This window comes from Clostridium tagluense (assembly GCF_003865095.1).
In the GTDB taxonomy this organism is placed as follows: Bacteria; Bacillota; Clostridia; order Clostridiales; family Clostridiaceae; genus Clostridium_AD; species Clostridium_AD tagluense.
Map to the genome: position 1 here is coordinate 84093 of NZ_BHYK01000014.1, position 19108 is coordinate 103200.

25 protein-coding genes, 2 pseudogenes and 2 riboswitches are annotated in these 19108 nt (G+C 30.2%); of the genes and pseudogenes, 3 read left to right on the top strand and 24 right to left on the bottom strand.

The genetic code is table 11. The features are described from left to right. Positions 1–13: 13 nt before the first annotated feature. The gene (locus tag Ctaglu_RS13420; RefSeq protein ID WP_125002495.1) at positions 14–658 is read right to left on the bottom strand and encodes a methionine ABC transporter permease; all 645 of its coding nucleotides are present in this window, start codon (positions 656–658) and stop codon (positions 14–16) included. Further along, positions 659–1657, bottom strand: coding sequence for a methionine ABC transporter ATP-binding protein (locus Ctaglu_RS13425; RefSeq protein WP_125002498.1), 999 nt, complete (start codon positions 1655–1657; stop codon positions 659–661). It abuts the gene before it with no gap. Between the two features lie 119 nt (positions 1658–1776). Continuing rightward, positions 1777–1879, bottom strand: a riboswitch (SAM riboswitch). A gap of 92 nt (positions 1880–1971) precedes the next feature. After that, positions 1972–2092: riboswitch (SAM riboswitch) on the bottom strand. Positions 2093–2389: 297 nt separating this feature from the next. Here Ctaglu_RS13425 and Ctaglu_RS13430 point away from each other — a divergent pair. Next, positions 2390–2800, top strand: a complete 411-nt coding sequence (locus Ctaglu_RS13430) for a ribosomal maturation YjgA family protein (RefSeq protein WP_125002500.1) — start codon at positions 2390–2392, stop codon at positions 2798–2800. A 68-nt stretch (positions 2801–2868) separates the two neighbouring features. On the opposite strand, the gene Ctaglu_RS13435 is transcribed toward Ctaglu_RS13430, so the two are convergent. The 14 genes from Ctaglu_RS13435 to Ctaglu_RS13500 all read right to left on the bottom strand — a co-directional run bounded on the left by Ctaglu_RS13435 (position 2869) and on the right by Ctaglu_RS13500 (position 12348). Further along, positions 2869–3474: a histidine phosphatase family protein gene (locus Ctaglu_RS13435; RefSeq protein WP_125002502.1), complete on the bottom strand. Its 606-nt coding sequence runs from the start codon at positions 3472–3474 to the stop codon at positions 2869–2871. A 45-nt stretch (positions 3475–3519) separates the two neighbouring features. Next, positions 3520–4044 (bottom strand): NUDIX domain-containing protein, encoded by a 525-nt coding sequence (locus Ctaglu_RS13440; protein WP_125002504.1) that lies wholly within the window; start codon positions 4042–4044, stop codon positions 3520–3522. Between the two features lie 185 nt (positions 4045–4229). Beyond that, on the bottom strand, positions 4230–4769 hold the full coding sequence (locus tag Ctaglu_RS13445) for a DNA topology modulation protein (RefSeq protein ID WP_125002506.1): 540 nt from the start codon (positions 4767–4769) through the stop codon (positions 4230–4232). 81 nt (positions 4770–4850) lie between these two features. Continuing rightward, positions 4851–5414: a histidine phosphatase family protein gene (locus tag Ctaglu_RS13450; protein ID WP_125002508.1), complete on the bottom strand. Its 564-nt coding sequence runs from the start codon at positions 5412–5414 to the stop codon at positions 4851–4853. 408 nt (positions 5415–5822) lie between these two features. Continuing rightward, positions 5823–6677, bottom strand: a complete 855-nt coding sequence (locus Ctaglu_RS13455; RefSeq protein ID WP_125002510.1) for a cell division protein — start codon at positions 6675–6677, stop codon at positions 5823–5825. Positions 6678–6764: 87 nt separating this feature from the next. Beyond that, positions 6765–7337, bottom strand: a complete 573-nt coding sequence (locus Ctaglu_RS13460) for a GNAT family N-acetyltransferase (protein ID WP_125002512.1) — start codon at positions 7335–7337, stop codon at positions 6765–6767. Between the two features lie 86 nt (positions 7338–7423). Further along, complete coding sequence (locus Ctaglu_RS13465) at positions 7424–7681, bottom strand: hypothetical protein (protein WP_233439780.1); 258 nt, start codon at positions 7679–7681, stop codon at positions 7424–7426. Between the two features lie 95 nt (positions 7682–7776). Further along, positions 7777–8397, bottom strand: coding sequence for an MBL fold metallo-hydrolase (locus Ctaglu_RS13470; protein ID WP_125002514.1), 621 nt, complete (start codon positions 8395–8397; stop codon positions 7777–7779). A gap of 12 nt (positions 8398–8409) precedes the next feature. Continuing rightward, positions 8410–8772: a VOC family protein gene (locus tag Ctaglu_RS13475; RefSeq protein WP_125002516.1), complete on the bottom strand. Its 363-nt coding sequence runs from the start codon at positions 8770–8772 to the stop codon at positions 8410–8412. A gap of 5 nt (positions 8773–8777) precedes the next feature. Further along, positions 8778–9773, bottom strand: a complete 996-nt coding sequence (locus Ctaglu_RS26370; RefSeq protein ID WP_125002518.1) for an HD domain-containing protein — start codon at positions 9771–9773, stop codon at positions 8778–8780. A gap of 80 nt (positions 9774–9853) precedes the next feature. Beyond that, positions 9854–10369, bottom strand: a complete 516-nt coding sequence (locus tag Ctaglu_RS13485) for a GNAT family N-acetyltransferase (protein WP_185732713.1) — start codon at positions 10367–10369, stop codon at positions 9854–9856. 147 nt (positions 10370–10516) lie between these two features. Then, positions 10517–11044 carry a 2'-5' RNA ligase family protein gene (locus tag Ctaglu_RS13490; protein ID WP_125002522.1) on the bottom strand — a complete coding sequence of 176 codons (528 nt, stop codon included), beginning with the start codon at positions 11042–11044 and terminating at the stop codon, positions 10517–10519. Further along, positions 11041–11460, bottom strand: a complete 420-nt coding sequence (locus tag Ctaglu_RS13495) for an NUDIX domain-containing protein (protein ID WP_125002524.1) — start codon at positions 11458–11460, stop codon at positions 11041–11043. The genes Ctaglu_RS13490 and Ctaglu_RS13495 overlap by 4 nt, the downstream gene beginning before the upstream one ends. 369 nt (positions 11461–11829) lie before the next feature. Next, positions 11830–12348, bottom strand: coding sequence for a hypothetical protein (locus Ctaglu_RS13500; protein WP_125002526.1), 519 nt, complete (start codon positions 12346–12348; stop codon positions 11830–11832). Between the two features lie 304 nt (positions 12349–12652). Here Ctaglu_RS13500 and Ctaglu_RS26580 point away from each other — a divergent pair. Then, positions 12653–13102, top strand: a pseudogene (locus Ctaglu_RS26580) (transposase); the annotation flags it as partial. A 183-nt stretch (positions 13103–13285) separates the two neighbouring features. Here Ctaglu_RS26580 and Ctaglu_RS13510 read toward each other — a convergent pair. The 4 genes and pseudogenes from Ctaglu_RS13510 to cutA form a co-directional block, all read right to left on the bottom strand. Next, complete coding sequence (locus tag Ctaglu_RS13510; RefSeq protein ID WP_125002530.1) at positions 13286–13486, bottom strand: hypothetical protein; 201 nt, start codon at positions 13484–13486, stop codon at positions 13286–13288. Between the two features lie 103 nt (positions 13487–13589). After that, a pseudogene (locus tag Ctaglu_RS25770) lies at positions 13590–14456 on the bottom strand (PDDEXK nuclease domain-containing protein). 171 nt (positions 14457–14627) lie between these two features. Beyond that, positions 14628–15368: an AAA family ATPase gene (locus Ctaglu_RS13520; protein WP_125002532.1), complete on the bottom strand. Its 741-nt coding sequence runs from the start codon at positions 15366–15368 to the stop codon at positions 14628–14630. A gap of 22 nt (positions 15369–15390) precedes the next feature. Then, positions 15391–15723: a divalent cation tolerance protein CutA gene (gene cutA, locus Ctaglu_RS13525; protein WP_125002534.1), complete on the bottom strand. Its 333-nt coding sequence runs from the start codon at positions 15721–15723 to the stop codon at positions 15391–15393. 166 nt (positions 15724–15889) lie between these two features. Here cutA and Ctaglu_RS13530 point away from each other — a divergent pair, with 166 nt between their 5' ends. Continuing rightward, positions 15890–16534 carry an HAD family hydrolase gene (locus Ctaglu_RS13530; protein ID WP_125002536.1) on the top strand — a complete coding sequence of 215 codons (645 nt, stop codon included), beginning with the start codon at positions 15890–15892 and terminating at the stop codon, positions 16532–16534. Positions 16535–16686: 152 nt separating this feature from the next. Here the strand turns inward: Ctaglu_RS13530 and Ctaglu_RS13535 are convergent, their stop codons facing one another. From Ctaglu_RS13535 to Ctaglu_RS13550, 4 genes are all read right to left on the bottom strand, one after another. Then, the gene (locus tag Ctaglu_RS13535) at positions 16687–17103 is read right to left on the bottom strand and encodes a YjdF family protein (RefSeq protein ID WP_125002538.1); all 417 of its coding nucleotides are present in this window, start codon (positions 17101–17103) and stop codon (positions 16687–16689) included. A 241-nt stretch (positions 17104–17344) separates the two neighbouring features. Continuing rightward, the gene (locus Ctaglu_RS13540) at positions 17345–17665 is read right to left on the bottom strand and encodes a carboxymuconolactone decarboxylase family protein (protein ID WP_125002540.1); all 321 of its coding nucleotides are present in this window, start codon (positions 17663–17665) and stop codon (positions 17345–17347) included. Positions 17666–17708: 43 nt separating this feature from the next. Next, the gene (locus Ctaglu_RS13545; protein WP_125002542.1) at positions 17709–18233 is read right to left on the bottom strand and encodes a PadR family transcriptional regulator; all 525 of its coding nucleotides are present in this window, start codon (positions 18231–18233) and stop codon (positions 17709–17711) included. A gap of 138 nt (positions 18234–18371) precedes the next feature. After that, positions 18372–19019 carry an HAD family hydrolase gene (locus Ctaglu_RS13550; RefSeq protein WP_125002544.1) on the bottom strand — a complete coding sequence of 216 codons (648 nt, stop codon included), beginning with the start codon at positions 19017–19019 and terminating at the stop codon, positions 18372–18374. Between the last annotated feature and the right edge of the window lie 89 nt (positions 19020–19108).

Below are 19108 nucleotides of genomic sequence, written 5' to 3' on the forward strand. Positions count from 1 at the left end.
TATAATTTAAGATTTATCTAATCATTTTTCTGTACAATAAATTTCCTAAGGCTTGAATAATTTGCACAACTACAATTAAAATAATTACAGTGTATATCATAATGTCTGTTTTAAATCTATAGTAGCCATATTTTACTGCTACATCTCCCAGGCCACCGCCACCAATTGTCCCAGCCATAGCTGAGTAACCTATAATATTTATTATAGTTAAAGTAACTCCAAGAACTATAGATGGCATTGCCTCTTTTACCATAACCCTAAATATAATTTGATAGGTTTTTGCACCAACAGATTTAGCCGCTTCAATGATTCCGTAATCAACCTCCAGTAGTGCAGATTCTATTATTCTTGCGGCAAAAGGAGCTGCTCCTAAAGTTAATGGAACTATAGCTGCATTAGTACCTATGGTTGTTCCAACAATAAGTTTGGTTAAAGGGAATATAGATATCATTAATATAATAAACGGAAAAGAACGAAGTATATTTACTACTAAGTTTAAGCTTTTATAAATTAGAACATTTGGCCTTAGCCCTTTAGGACTACTTATAATAAGCCCCACCGCTGCAATAAACCCTAAAATAACCGTAAAAATTGTAGACACCCCTACCATATATATTGTGTCTAAAAGTGCAGGTAGTAAAACATCTTTAAATAGCATTTATATTCCCCCCTCCTTATATTCATCCTTCTTCAATAAACAATTAATAAGCTCCCATTCTATAGATTTTTCATCTAAATATTTTAATATTTTTTCCCTATTTTCATCACTTGCATTTATTATAAGACTTCCCATTACATTATCTCTGAATTTTTCAAGCCTGCCCCATACTATTGAAAAATCTACATTTAACTCCCTGGCTATGGAAGTTATTACGCAACTCTGGCTAATTTCTTTCGGAAAAAATATTTTAATGTTATGCCCTGTACTAGGTAATAATTCTTCCTCTCCTATAAGTGTTTTCATTTCACTTGTTGGTCTAATAAATAATTCATCTGTAATACCGCTACTTTTAATCTCACCTCCTTCTAAAAGAATAAATTTATTACAAATCTCTTTTACCACCTCCATTTGATGTGTAACCACGATAATTGTTATATTAAATTTGTTATTGATATCTCTTAAAAGCTCCAATATAGATTTTGTAGTTTTAGGATCTAATGCAGAGGTAGCTTCATCACAAAGTAATATTTTCGGATTAAGTGCCAATGCTCTTGCAATTCCAACTCTTTGCTTTTGTCCTCCGCTAAGTTCGCGTATATTGCTATTTACTTTATCATTAAGTCCAACTAATTCTATTAAGCTATCTACTCTTTTTTTTATAAGACTTTTATCAGTTCCCCATACTTCCAGTGGAAATGCTATATTTTCAAAAACATTTTTTCTGTTAATCAAATTGAAGCTTTGAAATATAATACCTACATTTTTTCTAAATTCCCTAAGCTCTTTTGAACTTAACTGCTTTACTTCTTTGCCCATTATATTAATGCTACCTGTATCATAGGATTCAAGCCCATTAAAACATCTAAGTAAAGTGGATTTGCCAGCACCACTGTGGCCAATCACTCCATAAATATCGCCTTCCTCCACTGTAAAAGAAACACTACTTAATACTTTCTCATTGGAAAAACTTTTACTTACGTCACAAACTTTAATCATAAAACCTCATCTCCTCTTCATAACTTATTATTTTTTTTATTGCAATTATCGCTACTCGAAATTATTTTTCTAAAAAAAATAGAACCCAAGAATAAACTTGGGCTCTAATGCCAAACTTATTCTTATCTCACAGCAATACTGCAGGATTTAACACCATGTATCATATATGATACTGGTTGTCGGGTTTCATAGGGCCAGTCCCTCCACCTCTCTTGATAAGAGAATATTAAATTTTATTTCAAACTTATTTTAAAAACAAAAAACCTCTCCCATCAGTATAAATGATGAAAGAGGTATAAAATTACAAGGCACCTCTCTCATCTTCCGCCAATTTCTAAGGAACTTAGCGCAGGAATTAGCACCTTTTCAGACTAATGATATCTGACGGTTGCCGAGGTGTCATAGGGCCAGTCCCTCTACCTCTCTTGATGAGAATTAATTGATTTATTAAATTAAAGTTATATTATCACCATTTGGAGGAAATGTAAAGGTATTTTTTATTTTTTATTATTGCAATTGCTTCTCCAATTTCTTCAATCATATAAAGTATGGAAATTTTACCTTGAGATGCAAACTTCATGGGAATTTACGTAAACAAACTTTACAACATGCTATAATTATAGTTAATAGAGGTACTAAGCAATTTGAAACGCGGCATAGATTAGCTAAACAACAAAAATTGTAAGAATAAAAAATAGGAAATTAAAAGAATAATTTGGAATGAGGTTAAATATGATTTATAAACGCAATAGGCTATTTTATGGATTCATGATAATAATTGTAATTATTTTAGGATTATGCTCGAGAAAGATGGCTACTGTCATACCAGATTTTTTGAATACATATTTGGGTGATGCTCTGTGGGCGTTAATGATTTTTCTTGCTTTTGGTTTTATTTTTAAGGGTACGAAAACAAAGTTAGTTGCATTGATGGGAATATCATTTTGCTATATTATTGAAATAAGCCAATTGTATCATGCTATTTGGATAGATGATATGAGGAAAACAACTTTGGGTGGCTTGGTGTTAGGATATGTATTTTTATATACTGACTTATTAGCCTATGCTATTGGTATTGGATTAGGTATAATTATTGATTATTACATTGCATTGTATAAATCTAGGCTTCCCTTAATGCCCTAACCTTAAACTAAGGGAATCCTAAAATGGATTCCCTTAAAATTCTTTGTATTATTCGCACTAAACATATTCTAATCTAAATGTGAAATATCCGCCTCTAAAATAATTTCAATTTTCTTATCTTCCACTTCCAGTACTGTTAAACATGTATCATACATAAAGGGCTTACTCCAAAAATCCTCAATAGAATAATTCTTGATTATTGAATAGATTGCCTTTATTACAGCTGTATGGGTTACTATTAAAATATTTTCACCAGTAGTATTATTTATAATATCATATAATGCTTTTTTTACCCTGTGGATCAATTCATGGAAGCTTTCTCCATCTATAGGTTCATACAATTGAGGCTTGCTCCAGAAATTAAACTGCTGGGTAGGATATAGCTCTTTTACTTTTTCATGGTCCATACCTTCCCATATACCAAATCCCATTTCTTTTAAATCTTCAATTTTAATTATCTCAGTATCCTTATTTCCTCTAATGTATTTTGCTGTGTCAAAAGCTCTCCCCAATGGACTGCAATAAATATAATCAAAATCTACAGATTGCAAACTATCACCTAGCTTTTTAGCGTTATTAACACCTATTTCGGTTAAATTTGAATCTTGCCAACCCTGCATCCTACCCTCTTTATTCCACTCCGTTGCTCCATGTCTTGTTATATATATTTTCAATTTTCACCCATCCCCTGACTATAATAAAATAATATCAAATAGTTATTATATATTGCTACTGTTTAAAAGACATTTGGCACTCTTTAGAAACATTAAATCTCTACTCTGAATGAATCTCCCAAGATAATTATCTGGTGCATCATCTTCAAGAATAGATATAGCTTCATCTAAGGTCACCCATTTTAGTTGAAAACCACTATTTCTTTCGACCTCTGTAAATGATGGCTTTTTAATATCCCCTTTTACCTCAGAATAATAGCAATATGATATTTGTAATAATTCATGCTTATCTCTATATTCTATGATTGTTCCAATTTCACCTAAAACATCAATATTAACTCCAGCTTCTTCCATTACTTCACGATTTAAAGCAGTTTTAATGTCCTCACCTGCTTCAATTCCTCCGCCTGGTAGCTTGTGATAGTTATTCTTTGATACAAATAATAAGGCTATTTTCTGTGAATCATTTACTACAATTGATCTTGATGCTTTCCTAATCTTATATGAAATATTTATACTTTCGTAATTGTACCCAATATCTTTTTCATATATTTCTTTTATTAAATCCATTGTATTTTGCCTCCTTATTTTAAATATGTCATTAATAAATATTTGCTCAATTAATAACTTTCTGCTCTATATTCCCTATTCTAACACACTTTCCGGTTCAAATATATGTCATAATTTTTTCTTACATTGATAGTTCATACATCAACACTTAAAGTAACTTTGGTCCTATAAACTTTGAAACTATTTCAGGTTACCTCTTCTTTTTTTCCATTAGATATTTCTATAATATACTGCTTTGCTTGCCTTCTATTTTTAAATACTATTATTTGTTTATCTTTACTTTTTTCGAGTTTATTTATATTTGCTTGTCCTGATTCCTTAGGAAAATTCCAAATATATTTCATAAATTCAAAGTCAATCTTCTCTCGGCAACCCTCTGGCATATCTGGCCTTACTTTATTTATGTTTGTTATAACTCGTTTAAAATAACTCAGCAAACATACTGTCCTACTTAATTTAAAACAAATTACTGTATCAGCTTTTTCAAGACGAATATCCATGGTACCACCATAATTACCATCTACTATCCATTCACAGCCTAATATTAAACACTTTTGTTTTTTTACCCAGTCTTCCTTTGGGGTCTCAATCCAGCCATTATTCCAAAACTCTTTATCAAGATGAATAAGTGGGAGGCCTACTACCCCTGCAAGTTTTCTTGAAAATGTACTCTTGCCACTACCCGGTGAACCTATTACCATTATTCTTTTTCCTATATTATTCATCTATACCCCTTTAATCTTTAACATTTATATTATATAAAATATAAATGTAAGTTTAATCATTTAGAATTATTATATATAAAGTTATGTTTTATCTTTAAATATTCTTTTTACTTCTGCAAGCTTATTATCATCAAAGCTCAACTTATAAATATCCGGCATGCTAAGATGTTTCCAAAAGTCATAGTGGTATTTACTATCAAAAAAATTCATTATTAAAACCATAATATTGCCATGAGTACCAATAACAATATTCTTACCATAATGCTTATTTAGCACCTTATTAAGTGAAAGAATCCCTCTGTTTTGTGCTTCTAGATTTGACTCCCCACCCTTAAAAGCATAATTGAAATTTGTCCACAATTTAGTTATATCACTTTCAAAATTCTCTACTAAGCCTTCTGCTATTTTTCTTTCCTTAAATCCATCCTCAAGTATTATCTCAGTACCAATTTGTTTTGCTATACCTTCAACTGTTTGAATTGCACGTTTATATGGACTTGATAAAACAGTATCTATATTTTCAGTTAACAAAATTGACCTTATCCTCTCTGCATCTCTATATCCCTTTTCTGATAATGGCCGATTTAGTTCATCTGAAGTATAGCTAGACATGGCATGTCTTACTAAATATATATTTGTATTCACCCCTTTTTCTACCTCTCACCTATAAATTTCTTTAATGTGGCTACATGCATTGGATAAAATCCATTTTCATTATTATCTAACATATCTTTTAATTCATTTATGGAAACCCATCTAATATTTTTAGTTTCATTTGTAATCTTATATCTATTCTACAAGTATTTACTAAATCCTTTCTGCTTTTATATTTTCTTGCCTTATGTACCACTTATATAAATACTATAATAATCATTTTATAGATGTCATTAAAAAAAAGCTGACTTTCAACAACTCCTTCCATTATGAGGTGCAAAATACAAAACCGATTATTTTTTGTACCTATAATTACTTATAAATTCACACACATAAACCCCCTATATTCAACAAATAATATAGATGGTTTATGTGTAAATAATTCAGACTATATGAACCTTATGAATTAATTTTGGATTTTGCGAACCAAGTTATAGATATAAAATATCCTATTATAGGGGAAACTCCGTATCCCATCAATGGAACTGGAAAATTTCCAAATAGAGTAGAAATTAAAATAATTATAAAATACATCCCAATGCTTACTGATAACGATTTATATTTTTTTGGTGAAAAAAATATAAATGGCAATGGCAATATTACAAGAGAAATAACCCCTAAACTAAGCCATATTATTCCCATATTCGCTACCAAACTAACTATATTTTCAACATAAGATACCGGTGGTAATGCATCTAAAAATACCCATGAAATAATAATCAACGCAGAAAGTAATACTACAATACAAAAACGAAAAATATTGTTATTAATCTTATTCCACAACAATAGTATCATTGAAATAGCAAATGCAGTTAGCATAGAAGCATCTGGTTGCATCGCAAGTAAAATTGATATAACTATTGTAATAGCAGCTGAAAACCACCAATCTCTTATTTGTAACAATTTCCATAGTTCTATAATTATAATAGGCAGTATAATTACTGCAACGTAAAACTTAATTGGCCCAACAGATACCCATCTATGAACTCCTTCTATTCCTGAACTAATAAAAGTTAGAAGTAAAAGAATTACTGCAACTATAATAGTTGTGGTATTAGTGCTTGCATTATTTTTAACTTTAGATTTTTTTAATAGTACAAAGTATGAAATTATTCCAGCTAATACTAAACAAAAAATATTTTGACCAAAAATAGCAATTGGTACTTTATTGGTGTACATTGCTATCACCCCAATAATTATTGATGGTACCGCCATCAATAACGGTATAAAATTCAATAACCTCAATTTTTTCATTTTTAACTCCTTGCCAAATAAATATATTTTCTAATTCTCTAATCTTACCTGCGTGTATTTCTATTAATCCATTCTCCTTGCATCTCTCTATAAGTTTTGAACTTGTGTTAGATTAATCCAATGTTCACTTAAAATTGCATAATGAACAACGTCATAGAAAGTACCTTTAACCTTTACTTCTTGTAGACCTGTTCCTTCATATTTCATTCCACATTTCTGCATAACACGACCTGAGCCTTCATTTCCTACATAATGTGTAGCTTCAATGCGGTTCAATTCCAATTTTGAAAATGAAAGGTCTAATATCAAACTTAACGCCTCTGACATGTAATTATTGTTCCAATATTTCCTATTCAATACATACCCAAAATTTGCTTTATTATGTTCAATACATACTCTTAAATCAATACATCCAATACATTTATGCTGTGATTTTAATTCAATTGCAAAAACTCCAATTCTACCTATATAAATTTTTTTTACTACTTCCTCAGTTTCTGATATATCCTTATATGACGGCCATGTTAAATATTTTGTTACACTATCATCACTAGTATATAAGAATACATCATCTACATCCTCTATAGAAAATGGTCTTAAAATTAATCTTTTTGATTCTAAGATAGAGTTCTCTTTTATAATTTCATTGTAATCAATCATGTTCTTCACCTCATTCTATATAATTTGTGTTTTTCTACCATTATGTCATAACAGCTTACTATGTAGTCACTTAAGAAAGATACGACTTAATCAATAGTTTCAACTTTTTTTGTTAGCAGGTCTATAATTCGTGTTCTCTTATCTGCTTTTGAAATAAAAACAATTTCACCACTAGCATCAATACAATATGATATTGAAATTGACACTCCACAATTTCTGTATGAACCATCCGCATGGCTTGTTCCTATAATAGCAGTTTTGTTGTATTTTTTAGCAATTTCACATGTGGCCAGTAATGCATCTTCATCTACTAAATATCCTTCTGGGTATATAATCCATATCAATATTGGGGTTATTCTTTATTTCTTTTTCAAGTTGATCAGCATTTTTTTCATGAATGGGCTGTCCTACCAAGATTCTCATAATTGCCACACCTCCTTTATATGTGTATACTAAATTCACAAAAATGAAATATTCCATTTCCTTGCTTTAACATGCCTTTATCTTCTATATCTTCAAATGCATTTTTAATACTACTTATTAAGTCAACTTTTACATTCAGCTCATTATGCGCTGGCAATACCTTTGTTATTCCTTTTAAACTACTAATTTTATCAATAGATTGTTTGATATCTATAATATCGTTGTCATTCAATATTTTAGTTGGATCTCCAGTATAAATTTTATAATCCTCGATATTAAATTCCACTGGTGGATTCTTACTAAAAGGCTCCGACATTACATTTTTCTTAATTACACTAAGTGGAACAGGAATACCGGCTTTTAGCCATTCCGAATCATTTTTATGAACACAAATAATATTAAACAACGCGTGTCCACCTATATGATCCCAATGTACATGAGTTGTGACTACTATCACAGGTAATTCTGTCAACTTATCAATTTCTTTTTTTATATTTCCTATCCCTAACCCTGTATCAATTAAAAGAGCAGATGTTTTGCCTATTAGTAAATAGGAGTGTACTTTTTCCCAATGTCCATATTCACTTATTGCATAGGTTTCATCATCAATTTCCTCAATTGTAAACCATTCATCCATATTAAATCTCCTCTATAAAATTCTGCAATAAGCTTCTATGTCATTTCCCTCAGTATCTTTAAATTCTAATACCAAGTTATTATTGATTTTTGTTACTGGAAAAACTACTTTAGCATTTAATATTTCTAACCTGCCAATTAGTTTATTCATATCATTAACCTGAAAACTTGGTAAACAATTATCACCCCAATTAACCATTTCTTGGACTTTACTATTATCAAATAGGCAAAACTTAAAGCCATCAATATTAAAACTACTAAATACTTCATCCCTTTTTTCAACAGATTGCTCAAGCAATTTCTCATAAAAATCAATTGCTCTATTCATATCTTTTACACAAATATATAGTGAATTTAATGTAAAATTTAGTCCCATCTTAATCACCCTTCCAAAACCACTTTAGCACATTCATATTTTTTCTTCATAATCTCTTTTGCTTCTGGGCACAATTTGTTCCAGCTTCTTTCAATTTTTCCACTTACCCACTCAGCACCTTCTTTTACCTCCATTTTTTTATTATTATAAGCCAAATGTAATAATGATGGAACCTGACCTATATGAGCCATGGCATCCGCACTTGCTACACATACCGCTTCTTTAGTTTTTTGCTGCTTTTTTACACTACCCCTGTGACATAGGATGCAGTCTTTTATAATTTCTATTTTTTCCTTTGGATAATCTAACTCTTTAAGAATCCTCTCTGCTTCTATAGCTCCATATATATGATGCTGCTCATACATGTTTTTATCTTTTACACTTGCATAATCATGTAGTAATGCTGCTATCTCAACTAGCTCTTCGTTAGCACCTAACCTTTTCGCCAAAATTTTAGCATATTTAACTACACTAACAATGTGACATGCCCAGCCTTCATAACCAAATATATTATCTTTACTTTTACACTGCTCTTCTACTATTTTTGAGATGATGCTTATTAATTCTCTTGTATTTAACTCTTTTACTGCCCAGTCAAGTAAAATAGGTTGAATTTGTGGGTATGTTAAATTCTCTGGCATATCATCAAATAAGGCAATTTCTCCAATTTCTAAATCAGGTAGTCCTCCTAACTCTTCAATTTCTGCATAGTATAATCTTCCATAACTTTTATTAGCATCTTCTTTTCCTTCAAAATAATTGCATAAGTAATCACCTATAGGTTTTATATTGAATTTCACTGCGCCAGTTTCTTCTTTTAATTCTCTTGCTGCAGTATCATTAATATCTTCATTTAATTCTCTATGTCCTCCTGGCGTTTCCCAAGTTTCTCTTTCTTTATGCTTACAGTAGACGAATTTACCCTTGTACTTTGAAACTATGACGGCAAATTTTAAATCTTTATCCTTCACTGTTCCTAAATCATATACTTTAGTTTCCATACATACCCTCCATAAATAATCTTATATTTCTCCCTACTAAGTTTCCATAAATAGCATTCATCATTTTTTTATTAGCAGCCCTACGCACCTTGCAATTCAATAAACTTTTCCTTGGTCATTTTAAATAAAATCTCACTATCAGACCTTAATACTATGTTAAACCCAAAGCTTTGTAGAACCTTTTTACCTTTTTCATTTATCACGTTATCATAAATAACTTGTCCACCGAAATCATAGAAATAGTAACTTAAGAGAAGACTTATTGCTTCTTTACCATATCCTTTGCCTCTATATTTACTTTGTATTTTTATATTGAAATCTGCCTTTTTCTCTTCTGCATCAAATCTATGAAAACTTACTTCTCCTACTGGAATATCATCATTATTATATATTAGGCAGTAAAAATTCTTTCCATCTGAAGGATCTACCATTTTCCTATACCAAAATTCTCGTCTTTCTGTTGGAAAGGTTACAACTCCACCAACATCATTCATGGTTTCTTCCTCTGACCATAACTCTGCGACAAAATCTAATTCATCAAAATTTGGCTGCTTTATGTAAACTAATTTTCCATCTATTCTAGAGATATTTAACAAAATACCTTCCTCCCCTCATCAAAAACCCATATATGACTTACTTTCATTTCATAAACATCATATTTTTTTTATATTCCATAGATGAATCTTCTATATGACTGAATAATATTTTTAATAGCCATATACCCTCCTTCTTATCACTAAGTCTTATGCTCCTAGCGGAATGTTTAATTCTATTATTGAATCTTCATTTTCATCAATAATTTCAACACTTATTGTATTAACAATTGTCTCAAATACATCGTCTATATTCTTGGTTTCCTCTACTGCCATTTTGAAAGCATTCAAATCACTAATACTACCAAGGGTCATATGTGGCAAAAAATCTATCTCCTTTAACCATTGCGGGTAAAATTCTTTTAAAATTCCCGTATACAATCTTTTATGTATCTCTACTATTTGAGCATTACCTTCTTTTACATTTAGAAATAGATAGTTTCCTGCCAGGGTGGAAGCAGTAATTCCATTAAGGTTAATATGAAAAGCTTTTACGTCTAGTAGCATAGTTTCTATATGCTCTTTTAGTTTATTTGTATCTATTTCACTTTCAAAAGGAAAAACCAAGGTAATATGAGGCCTTACGCATTCTGAAAGTGGATCATATTTTTTTCTTATATCATCTATACGCTGTTGATTTTCAAAATGTGGAAATATCATAATACATCGCTTTATCATATAATTCGCATACCTTCTTCAATCTTTTTCATATCCCAATTTACCATTCTCTCCTTAAAAACATCATACATCAGGTTAATGCTTACATCGTTAAATTTAAGCCATTCATATTTATCATGTTCATCTGATAATTTAAAATCGCCCTCTTTTATTTTACATAAATATATAACCCCTGTTATCTGATGATTTTGCGAAATAAAATTCCAGGTATCTAATAATCTTATAGGCTCTACAACAAAATTTGTTTCTTCCTTTAATTCCCTTATAAGAGTTTCTTCTGCAGTTTCTCCAAACTCCATCCTACCGCCTGGCAGTTCATAAAAATCATGCTTTGCTCCAGTCTTGTGTAATGCTAAATACGTACCATCTCTTAGTATAAGTGCTTTTGTAGCAAATTCAATTTTATTAGTATCCATTTAAATCACTCCAATATTTATAATTTTTGTTTTTAGTTTGTTTTACTTACTTTCAAATTCATATATCCCCTAAATATTTTAACATGTATGCTTAATTATACCATTTTATACTAAATTTCTCTATCTGTTCTTCATTTCTATTTTGCAGATTATTTTAGCTATAAGTAAACTCATTCGATTATAGAGACTCTTACCTCTGTATTTGTACCTTAAGTTTAAATCATCTTCTTGGAAGCTACAATATTAACAAGTTCAGGAGAAGATTTAAACCATAAAAATAAAAGGCACTCCATTAAGAGTACCTTTTCTAATCTGAACCAATACTTATATATTCATATAGTTTTTTTAATTTCACCATATATCCACTTGTTACTTTTCGTCGCCTGTCCAATAATCTTTTGGCATTTGTACTACCTTCCCCGTCAGTGGATTAACCATAAAATATTTATTACCAATAGTTGATTTGATTTCATAATAATAGGCTCTATTTGATACAAACAATTGTTCCGGGTTATTAACTAGAGGCACAGTATCTTTCTCCTTAGAAATGTCAATAAACACAGTATTTCTACTTGAATGTACATATCGCTGAACAATTTGCTTTCCTTCATTGTATGTATATTTTGGTAAAGTATAGTAAATTATTAAAGGTGAAATAAATAATATTAGCCCCATCGCAATAATTTTTAATTTCAAATAAGCATTTTGGTTTTTAAATAACGCTTTATAGTAAATTGGTTGACCTAAAAACAAAATAAAAATTCCAATGTTATATATTCCCGCATACTTATTGGCGATCTTGTAGGCAAAATACCATTCCAATAATGATATTAGTGTCATACAAATAAATATAATATCTTTTGTTTTTTTATCTTTAAATATTTTCATTTATACCACTCCCATCTTTCTTCAATATTAATTCATATTCTTCTTCAATTTTTTTATTACTCATTAAGCCATCACCTGAGGTTATATAATACTACCCAGGGCTAAATCTTTTCATTATTATATCATCCATTTCAAATAAAATCCATTTTTATAACTAATTTTACATTTCAACCTATGTAGCACTGCTTTTTTTAGCTATTAAATTAATATTAATGAATAATTTTATGTATACTGAATAAAAAACACTCCTTCTTGGCAATAATTGAGGTAAGTTAATTATTAAATATTAAGGGGGCGTATTCTTATGTCAGACACTCCTAAAGAGATTTTAAGAGATTATATCAAGGATCAAAATTTTACAAGTACAAATGAGATTCTAGCTTCTGTAAAGGACATGTTCAGAGACATTCTTGAAGAAGCATTAGAATCATAGCTGACTTCACAACTTGAATATGACAAATACGATTTATCTGAAAAACAAACACTAAACAGTAGAAATGGACATTCTAAAAAGACCGTAAAATCCTAACTTGGAACAATAGTTCTTAACATACCGCGTGATAGAAAAGGGGAATTTGAATCTAAAATTTTGCCTAAGTATCAAAAAAATATAACCGGTATTGAAGATAAAATATTAGCTCTTTATGCAACCGGAATGACTACAAGAAGCGTCGCTGAGCAAATTAAAAATCTATATGATGTTAAAATATCCGCTGAAACAGTATCAAATATATCAAACAGGATTATTCCTGTACCTCTTCCTTAATGATTTTAGGCATATTCTTTTGTTTTAGCTATTCTCCTTATATCCATTTATAAAATAAAAAAACTGTACATTATCACCTTAGATGAATATGTACAGTTTTTATATTTTTATTTTAAATTCTTTTATAAACGTAAAAGCAATATTCATTTATGGTAGCTCTAATTCTCAAAGTTACCTTAATATTATTTTCTTAAAACTTGCCACTTGCAACGTGGGTGGCACCTTTTTTTCTCCCACATAACTAAGCATATCCATAAATTGAACTACAGATTCACTGAACTTTTTTCTCAATTCTTCGGTTTCTTTTATTGATTTTGCAAATGAGACAATCTCCTCTTGGTATTTTTCTTTTATTGAGCCATCACCACTCAAAATATCTAGTTCAAATTTTCGTCTTTTTTATTTATAACCTTTTATTTTAGTAATTATCCTCATTATTTTTTGAAGGATTAATTTTTTAGTGTCTTCATGTCACTTAATTTTCACTGTCATTATCCCTTTGCTGCAATTGTAATCTTGCTTTTAATATTGCCTTACGAAGCTTTTCCTCAAATACCTCTTTAGGCGGAAGTTGTGTTATATATTGTGCTACATGAATTCCACTCTTATCTAATTCTAAAAGTTCTACTGTTTCCTGTGATTTCTTTGCACAAAGTATTAACCCTATCGGTGCTTCTTCGCCTTCGTTTCTTTCATACTTATTTAGCCACCTTAAATATAGTTCTACCTGTCCTTTGTGTTCTGGTTTAAATTTATCCAATTTAAGTTCAACAGCCAGAAGTCTTCACATTTTCCTATGATAAAATAATAAATCTATATAATAGTCTTCATCATCTATAGTGATTCTTTTTTGTCTCCCTAAAAAAGCGAAATCCGAACCCATTTCTAATATGAATTTTTCAAGTTCCGCAAGTATTCCATTTTCTAAATCTTTTTCACTATATGTGTCTTCAAGTCCTAAAAAATCTAATACATATGGGTCTTTAAAAAACAAATCTGGTGTCATTTTATTTTCTTCTCTAAGTAATTTAAAATCATTTAATATCGTTTCTTCTGGCTTCTTAGATATAGCTGTTCTTTCATACATCATTGAACTAATTCTTTCTCTTAAAGTTCTTACACTCCATCTTTCAGTATTACACATGGTTGAATAGAACTCTCTTTTTAAGTTATCTTCCAATGATATAAGTTCCTTAATATGAGACCAAGTCAATTGTGCAGACAGTGTATGCACAATTTTAAAGTCCCCAAAAGTTTCATAAAAAGAAACCATATTAAACAAATTTCTTCTACCATATCCTCTTCCATAATTCTCAATTAACTCTTTACTTAAATTATCTATTGTCTTTTTTCCTTAGTGTTATCTATTAATCCAACAATATCATTATAAAGTAATTTTATTTCATAACTCTCTACTAATTTATCATCCATATCTCTAATCCCTTCTTTATATGCACTTATTCTTATATATCATAATACCAATATTATATTATCACCAAAATGCTCATTATTATTAATGATTCCCTTCCATCAGAATATCAAGCATCCTACTCCTATTATTAATAAAACTCTTCATTATTTGATAGTTTTCAGTTTCCTCATATGCAACAACTTCTATCTTTTCTTTTATTTCATAAATAGTTGATTCAGGATAGGCCATTATAATTGGAGAATGAGTTGCAATAATAAATTGAGAACCCAACTTAATTAATTCATTTATCCTTGTAAGCATAGACATTTGCCTTGAAGGAGATAACGCAGCCTCTGGTTCGTCTAGTATATACAGCCCATTACTGCCAAACCTATTCATAAATACAGCAAAAAAAGACTCTCCATGAGATTGTTCATGTAGTGATTGCCCTCCGTAGGAAGACACCAGCCCTGGATTTTGATCAATATTTGTTGCAAGATTATAGAAACTCTCCGCTCGCAAAAAAAATCCATTCTTAGGCTTTTTAACTCCCTTAACTAACTTTATATATTTGTATAATTCTGAGTGCGTATCCATAGATGAAAAGTTGAAATTAATTGTTCCACCTTCTGGATTAAAGCCATAGGCAGTTGCTATGGCCTCCAAAATCGTTGATTTACCCGATCCATTTTCCCCTACAATAAATGTTACTTTTGGATGAAACTCTAAACTTGATAGTTTCTCTATGGCAGGTAAGCAGAAAGGATATTTTGAAAAAGATTCTATATCATCTTTATTAAGTTGTATGCTTCTTAAATATTGACTACACTCTAACAACCCCATATTCATCCTCCTATTTAGTTTTCTATTCAAACAGTTCATTTATAATTGGGATAATATTAATTAATGGTTCTTCATAAGGATGAATTTCTTTAATAACCTTAATGACATTTTTAACGTATTCTCTTTTACATCTTATCTCAATCTTACATTCTTCACCTTCACATACTTTACCTATTTCACCATTGAAAGGATTAGAGCCTTCTAAGGGTCTCCAATATCCTCTGACATTTGTTATAGATATAACATTATCATAATTTCCAATCCTACAAGCATTCACTTTATTCAGTTCATCTCTTAATCTTATTACATATTCTTCTGGAACATATATTTCTATTTTCACTTCTTTAAATTCCATACCCACAATCTCTCCTTTTACTCTTTTAAATCTTCATAATTTCATTCAAATATAATTTATATTATAGCACGTATTAGTAATATCCTTACATATTACAAAAGCCAAAAGTTCATGTTATAATGTAATTATTAATCCATTTCATGGTTAATGAGGGGTAGTATACGGCATGAATATTTTAAATTCAGGATACAAACATATAATCTGGGACTGGAATGGTACACTACTTGATGATGTAGAAGTGGTGATAAATGTTATGAATTCTCTATTACAAAAAAGAAAAATGCCTGTAATTGATAAAGACATATATTTACAAATCTTTGATTTTCCTGTGATTAACTATTACACAAAGTTAGGTTTCGATTTTTCATTGGAACCATTTGAAAAAATTGCAAATGAATATGTTAAGCTATACAGAGATGCTTATCGAAGCTGCAATTTACAACAAGATGCGCAAAAAATATTAAAATTAGTAAGTGACTCTGATATAACTCAATCTATACTTTCAGCATCACAACAAATTTACTTAGATGAATCTATTGATTTTTACAAAATCAATGATTTTTTTGTTAAAGTTGTTGGTTTAAATGATCATTATGCTGTGAGCAAGGTTGAAAATGGAAAAAGGTTGATTCGAGATCTTTCTCTTAACCCAAAGGAAGTGCTTTTAATTGGTGATACAGTTCATGATTATGAGGTGTCAAAAGCTATAGGTTGTGATTGTTTTTTAGTAGCCTGTGGCCACCAGCATTTAGATAAATTTAAAAATTATGATGTACCAGTATATAATTCTTTAAGTGATCTTATACTTTAATAATTACAACGGCCTCCACAAATAATACATTTCTAATCAAAACATGAAGGAGTATGTGGGGGGATTATCCCTACATACTCCTTCATGTTTTTGAGCAGATTTTATTTTCCAGTGGAATATTTTATAATAACTACCATAGATTTTTCTACTTATTAGTGACCCCTATGCTTATCTTTCTTGTTTTGTTGTCTTGATTCATATTTTCTTTGCTTTTCTTCTTCTTTTTCTTCTCTTGAAACTATCTTTTTTTCTGTTTTGTTTATCTCATGCTGTAGCTGCATAGCAAGTTGTGCTTTTGTACCTATCCCTTTGTTTCCCATTTCTTTTTTTATTTCTCTTTGGTATCTTTTGGGATTTATCCTTCCTTTTTCAACGGATTCAATGCATATAGGACTACTAAACCTTAAATTATAAAAGTTTTTTAATATAAAATCAAACACCTCATAATCTTTTGGTTCAGCCCCAAAGGTAATCTTAGATACTTCATATTTTCCATCATACACCTTCTCAAATACTCCTCCCCAAAATCCCCCTTCAAAAAATACATTTAATTTAATACTAATTTCCATTTAATACTTCCTCCTGCTTATTAATCTTTACTAAAGAGAGTGGACGACCCCAGGAGGGAAGGATACTGCTACCTATAAACAATAGATAGGTTCGGACTACCAACCGAAACTGTGTTTTTATCTCTATTTAACCCATATTACTTTATTTTGTAGATTGAAAAAACACTTTAAATCCATCTTAACTATTTCAGATAAATTATCTCCTATTTAGCTTATTTTTAAAAGTTCATCATGCCTAATCCTATTCATTATCATACGCATTTATGGCTATTGGCAATGCTTGAATTACTATATTACCTACTGCAGGAAGTCCAATCAAAACAGCACTTATTATTTCCTCTCTTGTGGCTCCAAGTGATTTTGCATGTTTAACATGGAAAGGTAGCCCTCCCTCAAGTCTTGCCGAAGCTAGCACTGCAATGTATGCCAACTCCTCTGTTTTTGAATCTAGTTTACTTGTAGCATCTAATTTTTGTACTGTTTCCATCCATATCTTTTGATATTCTGGTGCTTCCTTAATAAAAGTTTGGAATGCGTTACTTACTGATGACATATCACTCATTACAACTTCCTCCTCATAATATATTTAAATATTTATTATTTCTTTAAAAGTTCTCACTTATAAACTCTTCCAACCATAAAACTTCAGTATCCAAAAATGCTAATGGTCTTTCAAATAATGCTTTTATATGCGGCCTTTGCCTCGCTGTAGGATGCTGATCATATCTTTCAAGTAAAAATTCTTTTCTCTTAATTAAATTTTCTTTGTGATTAGTTAAAGCTTCCTTTAATTCTTCTTTTATTAATAAATAGGAAAACAGCATACCTATATCAAATTCACTTGGATCACTGTTATATTCACTTATCATCTTGATAATCTGTTCTTTAATAAGTACTTTTGTTTCATCCTTGATCGAATATACTTTCCTCTTAGGTGAACCATATTCTTTTTCGTATTTTGAAACTATATGCCCATTCTTTTCAAGTTTGTTTAAAGAATTATAGATTGATGAAAATCCAATATTGGTCCACCCTCTCATATTCCTTTGTTCTATTACAGTTTCAAATTCATACCCATAATAATCTTTGTCACATAAAAGAGATAAAAGTATGACTTCAATCTGCGTCATTTTCTCTCCTCCTTTGCTATTCTAATTATAGAATAGCATTGTATGAAATATATGTCAATACTACATGTTGATTAATATAACATAAAGGATTGCAGTGGAATTATTCCTGCAATCCTTCATATTTTTGAGCAAACTTTATTATTTTGAGTCAAGATTTGTTGTTTGCGTACACTTTACTATATCTGATATTTCTTCAATGATATAGTCATATGCATCTACTTCACCAAATCCATAGCTAGCAAATACAAAAGGTATATTTGCTAGTTTTGCAGCATCACAATCTCCCTGCGTATCTCCTACGTATACAGGGTGTTCAAGATTATTTCTCTTCATAATAACCTTAATGTTCTCACCTTTTACTAAACTTGAATTTCCTGCACATTCAAAGTCTTCAAAATATTTACCGAGCTCATGATATTCAAGGAAGGCTTCTATATATCCACATTGGCAGTTACTTACTATGAATAACGAATAACTTTTAGATAGCATTTGTAAAATACTTTCTAGGTCTTTATAGAGCATACCACCTTCCTTTAAAAGTAGTTTTCTTTCTTCTTCACAGCAAAGTTGCAAAATCTTTGTTTGTCCTGCTTCCTCTAAATAAGGGAATAGTTTAGCGCCTATCTGCTTAACCTGTAGCCCCATAATACTTTGCATTACCTCTCGTGTAATAGGACTCCTAATCTCTTTATTATTTTGGCATACCATATCCCAAGCTTTTAGCACTGTATCAGTTGAATCCCAAAGCGTTCCATCCAAATCAAAAATAATCGAATCTATATCCATTGTTTATCTCCTCTATTTCAAATACATATTTATAAACTTAACCCCTAAGAAAAATTTCATTTTATGATATAACCCCTCAGCTGGATTAC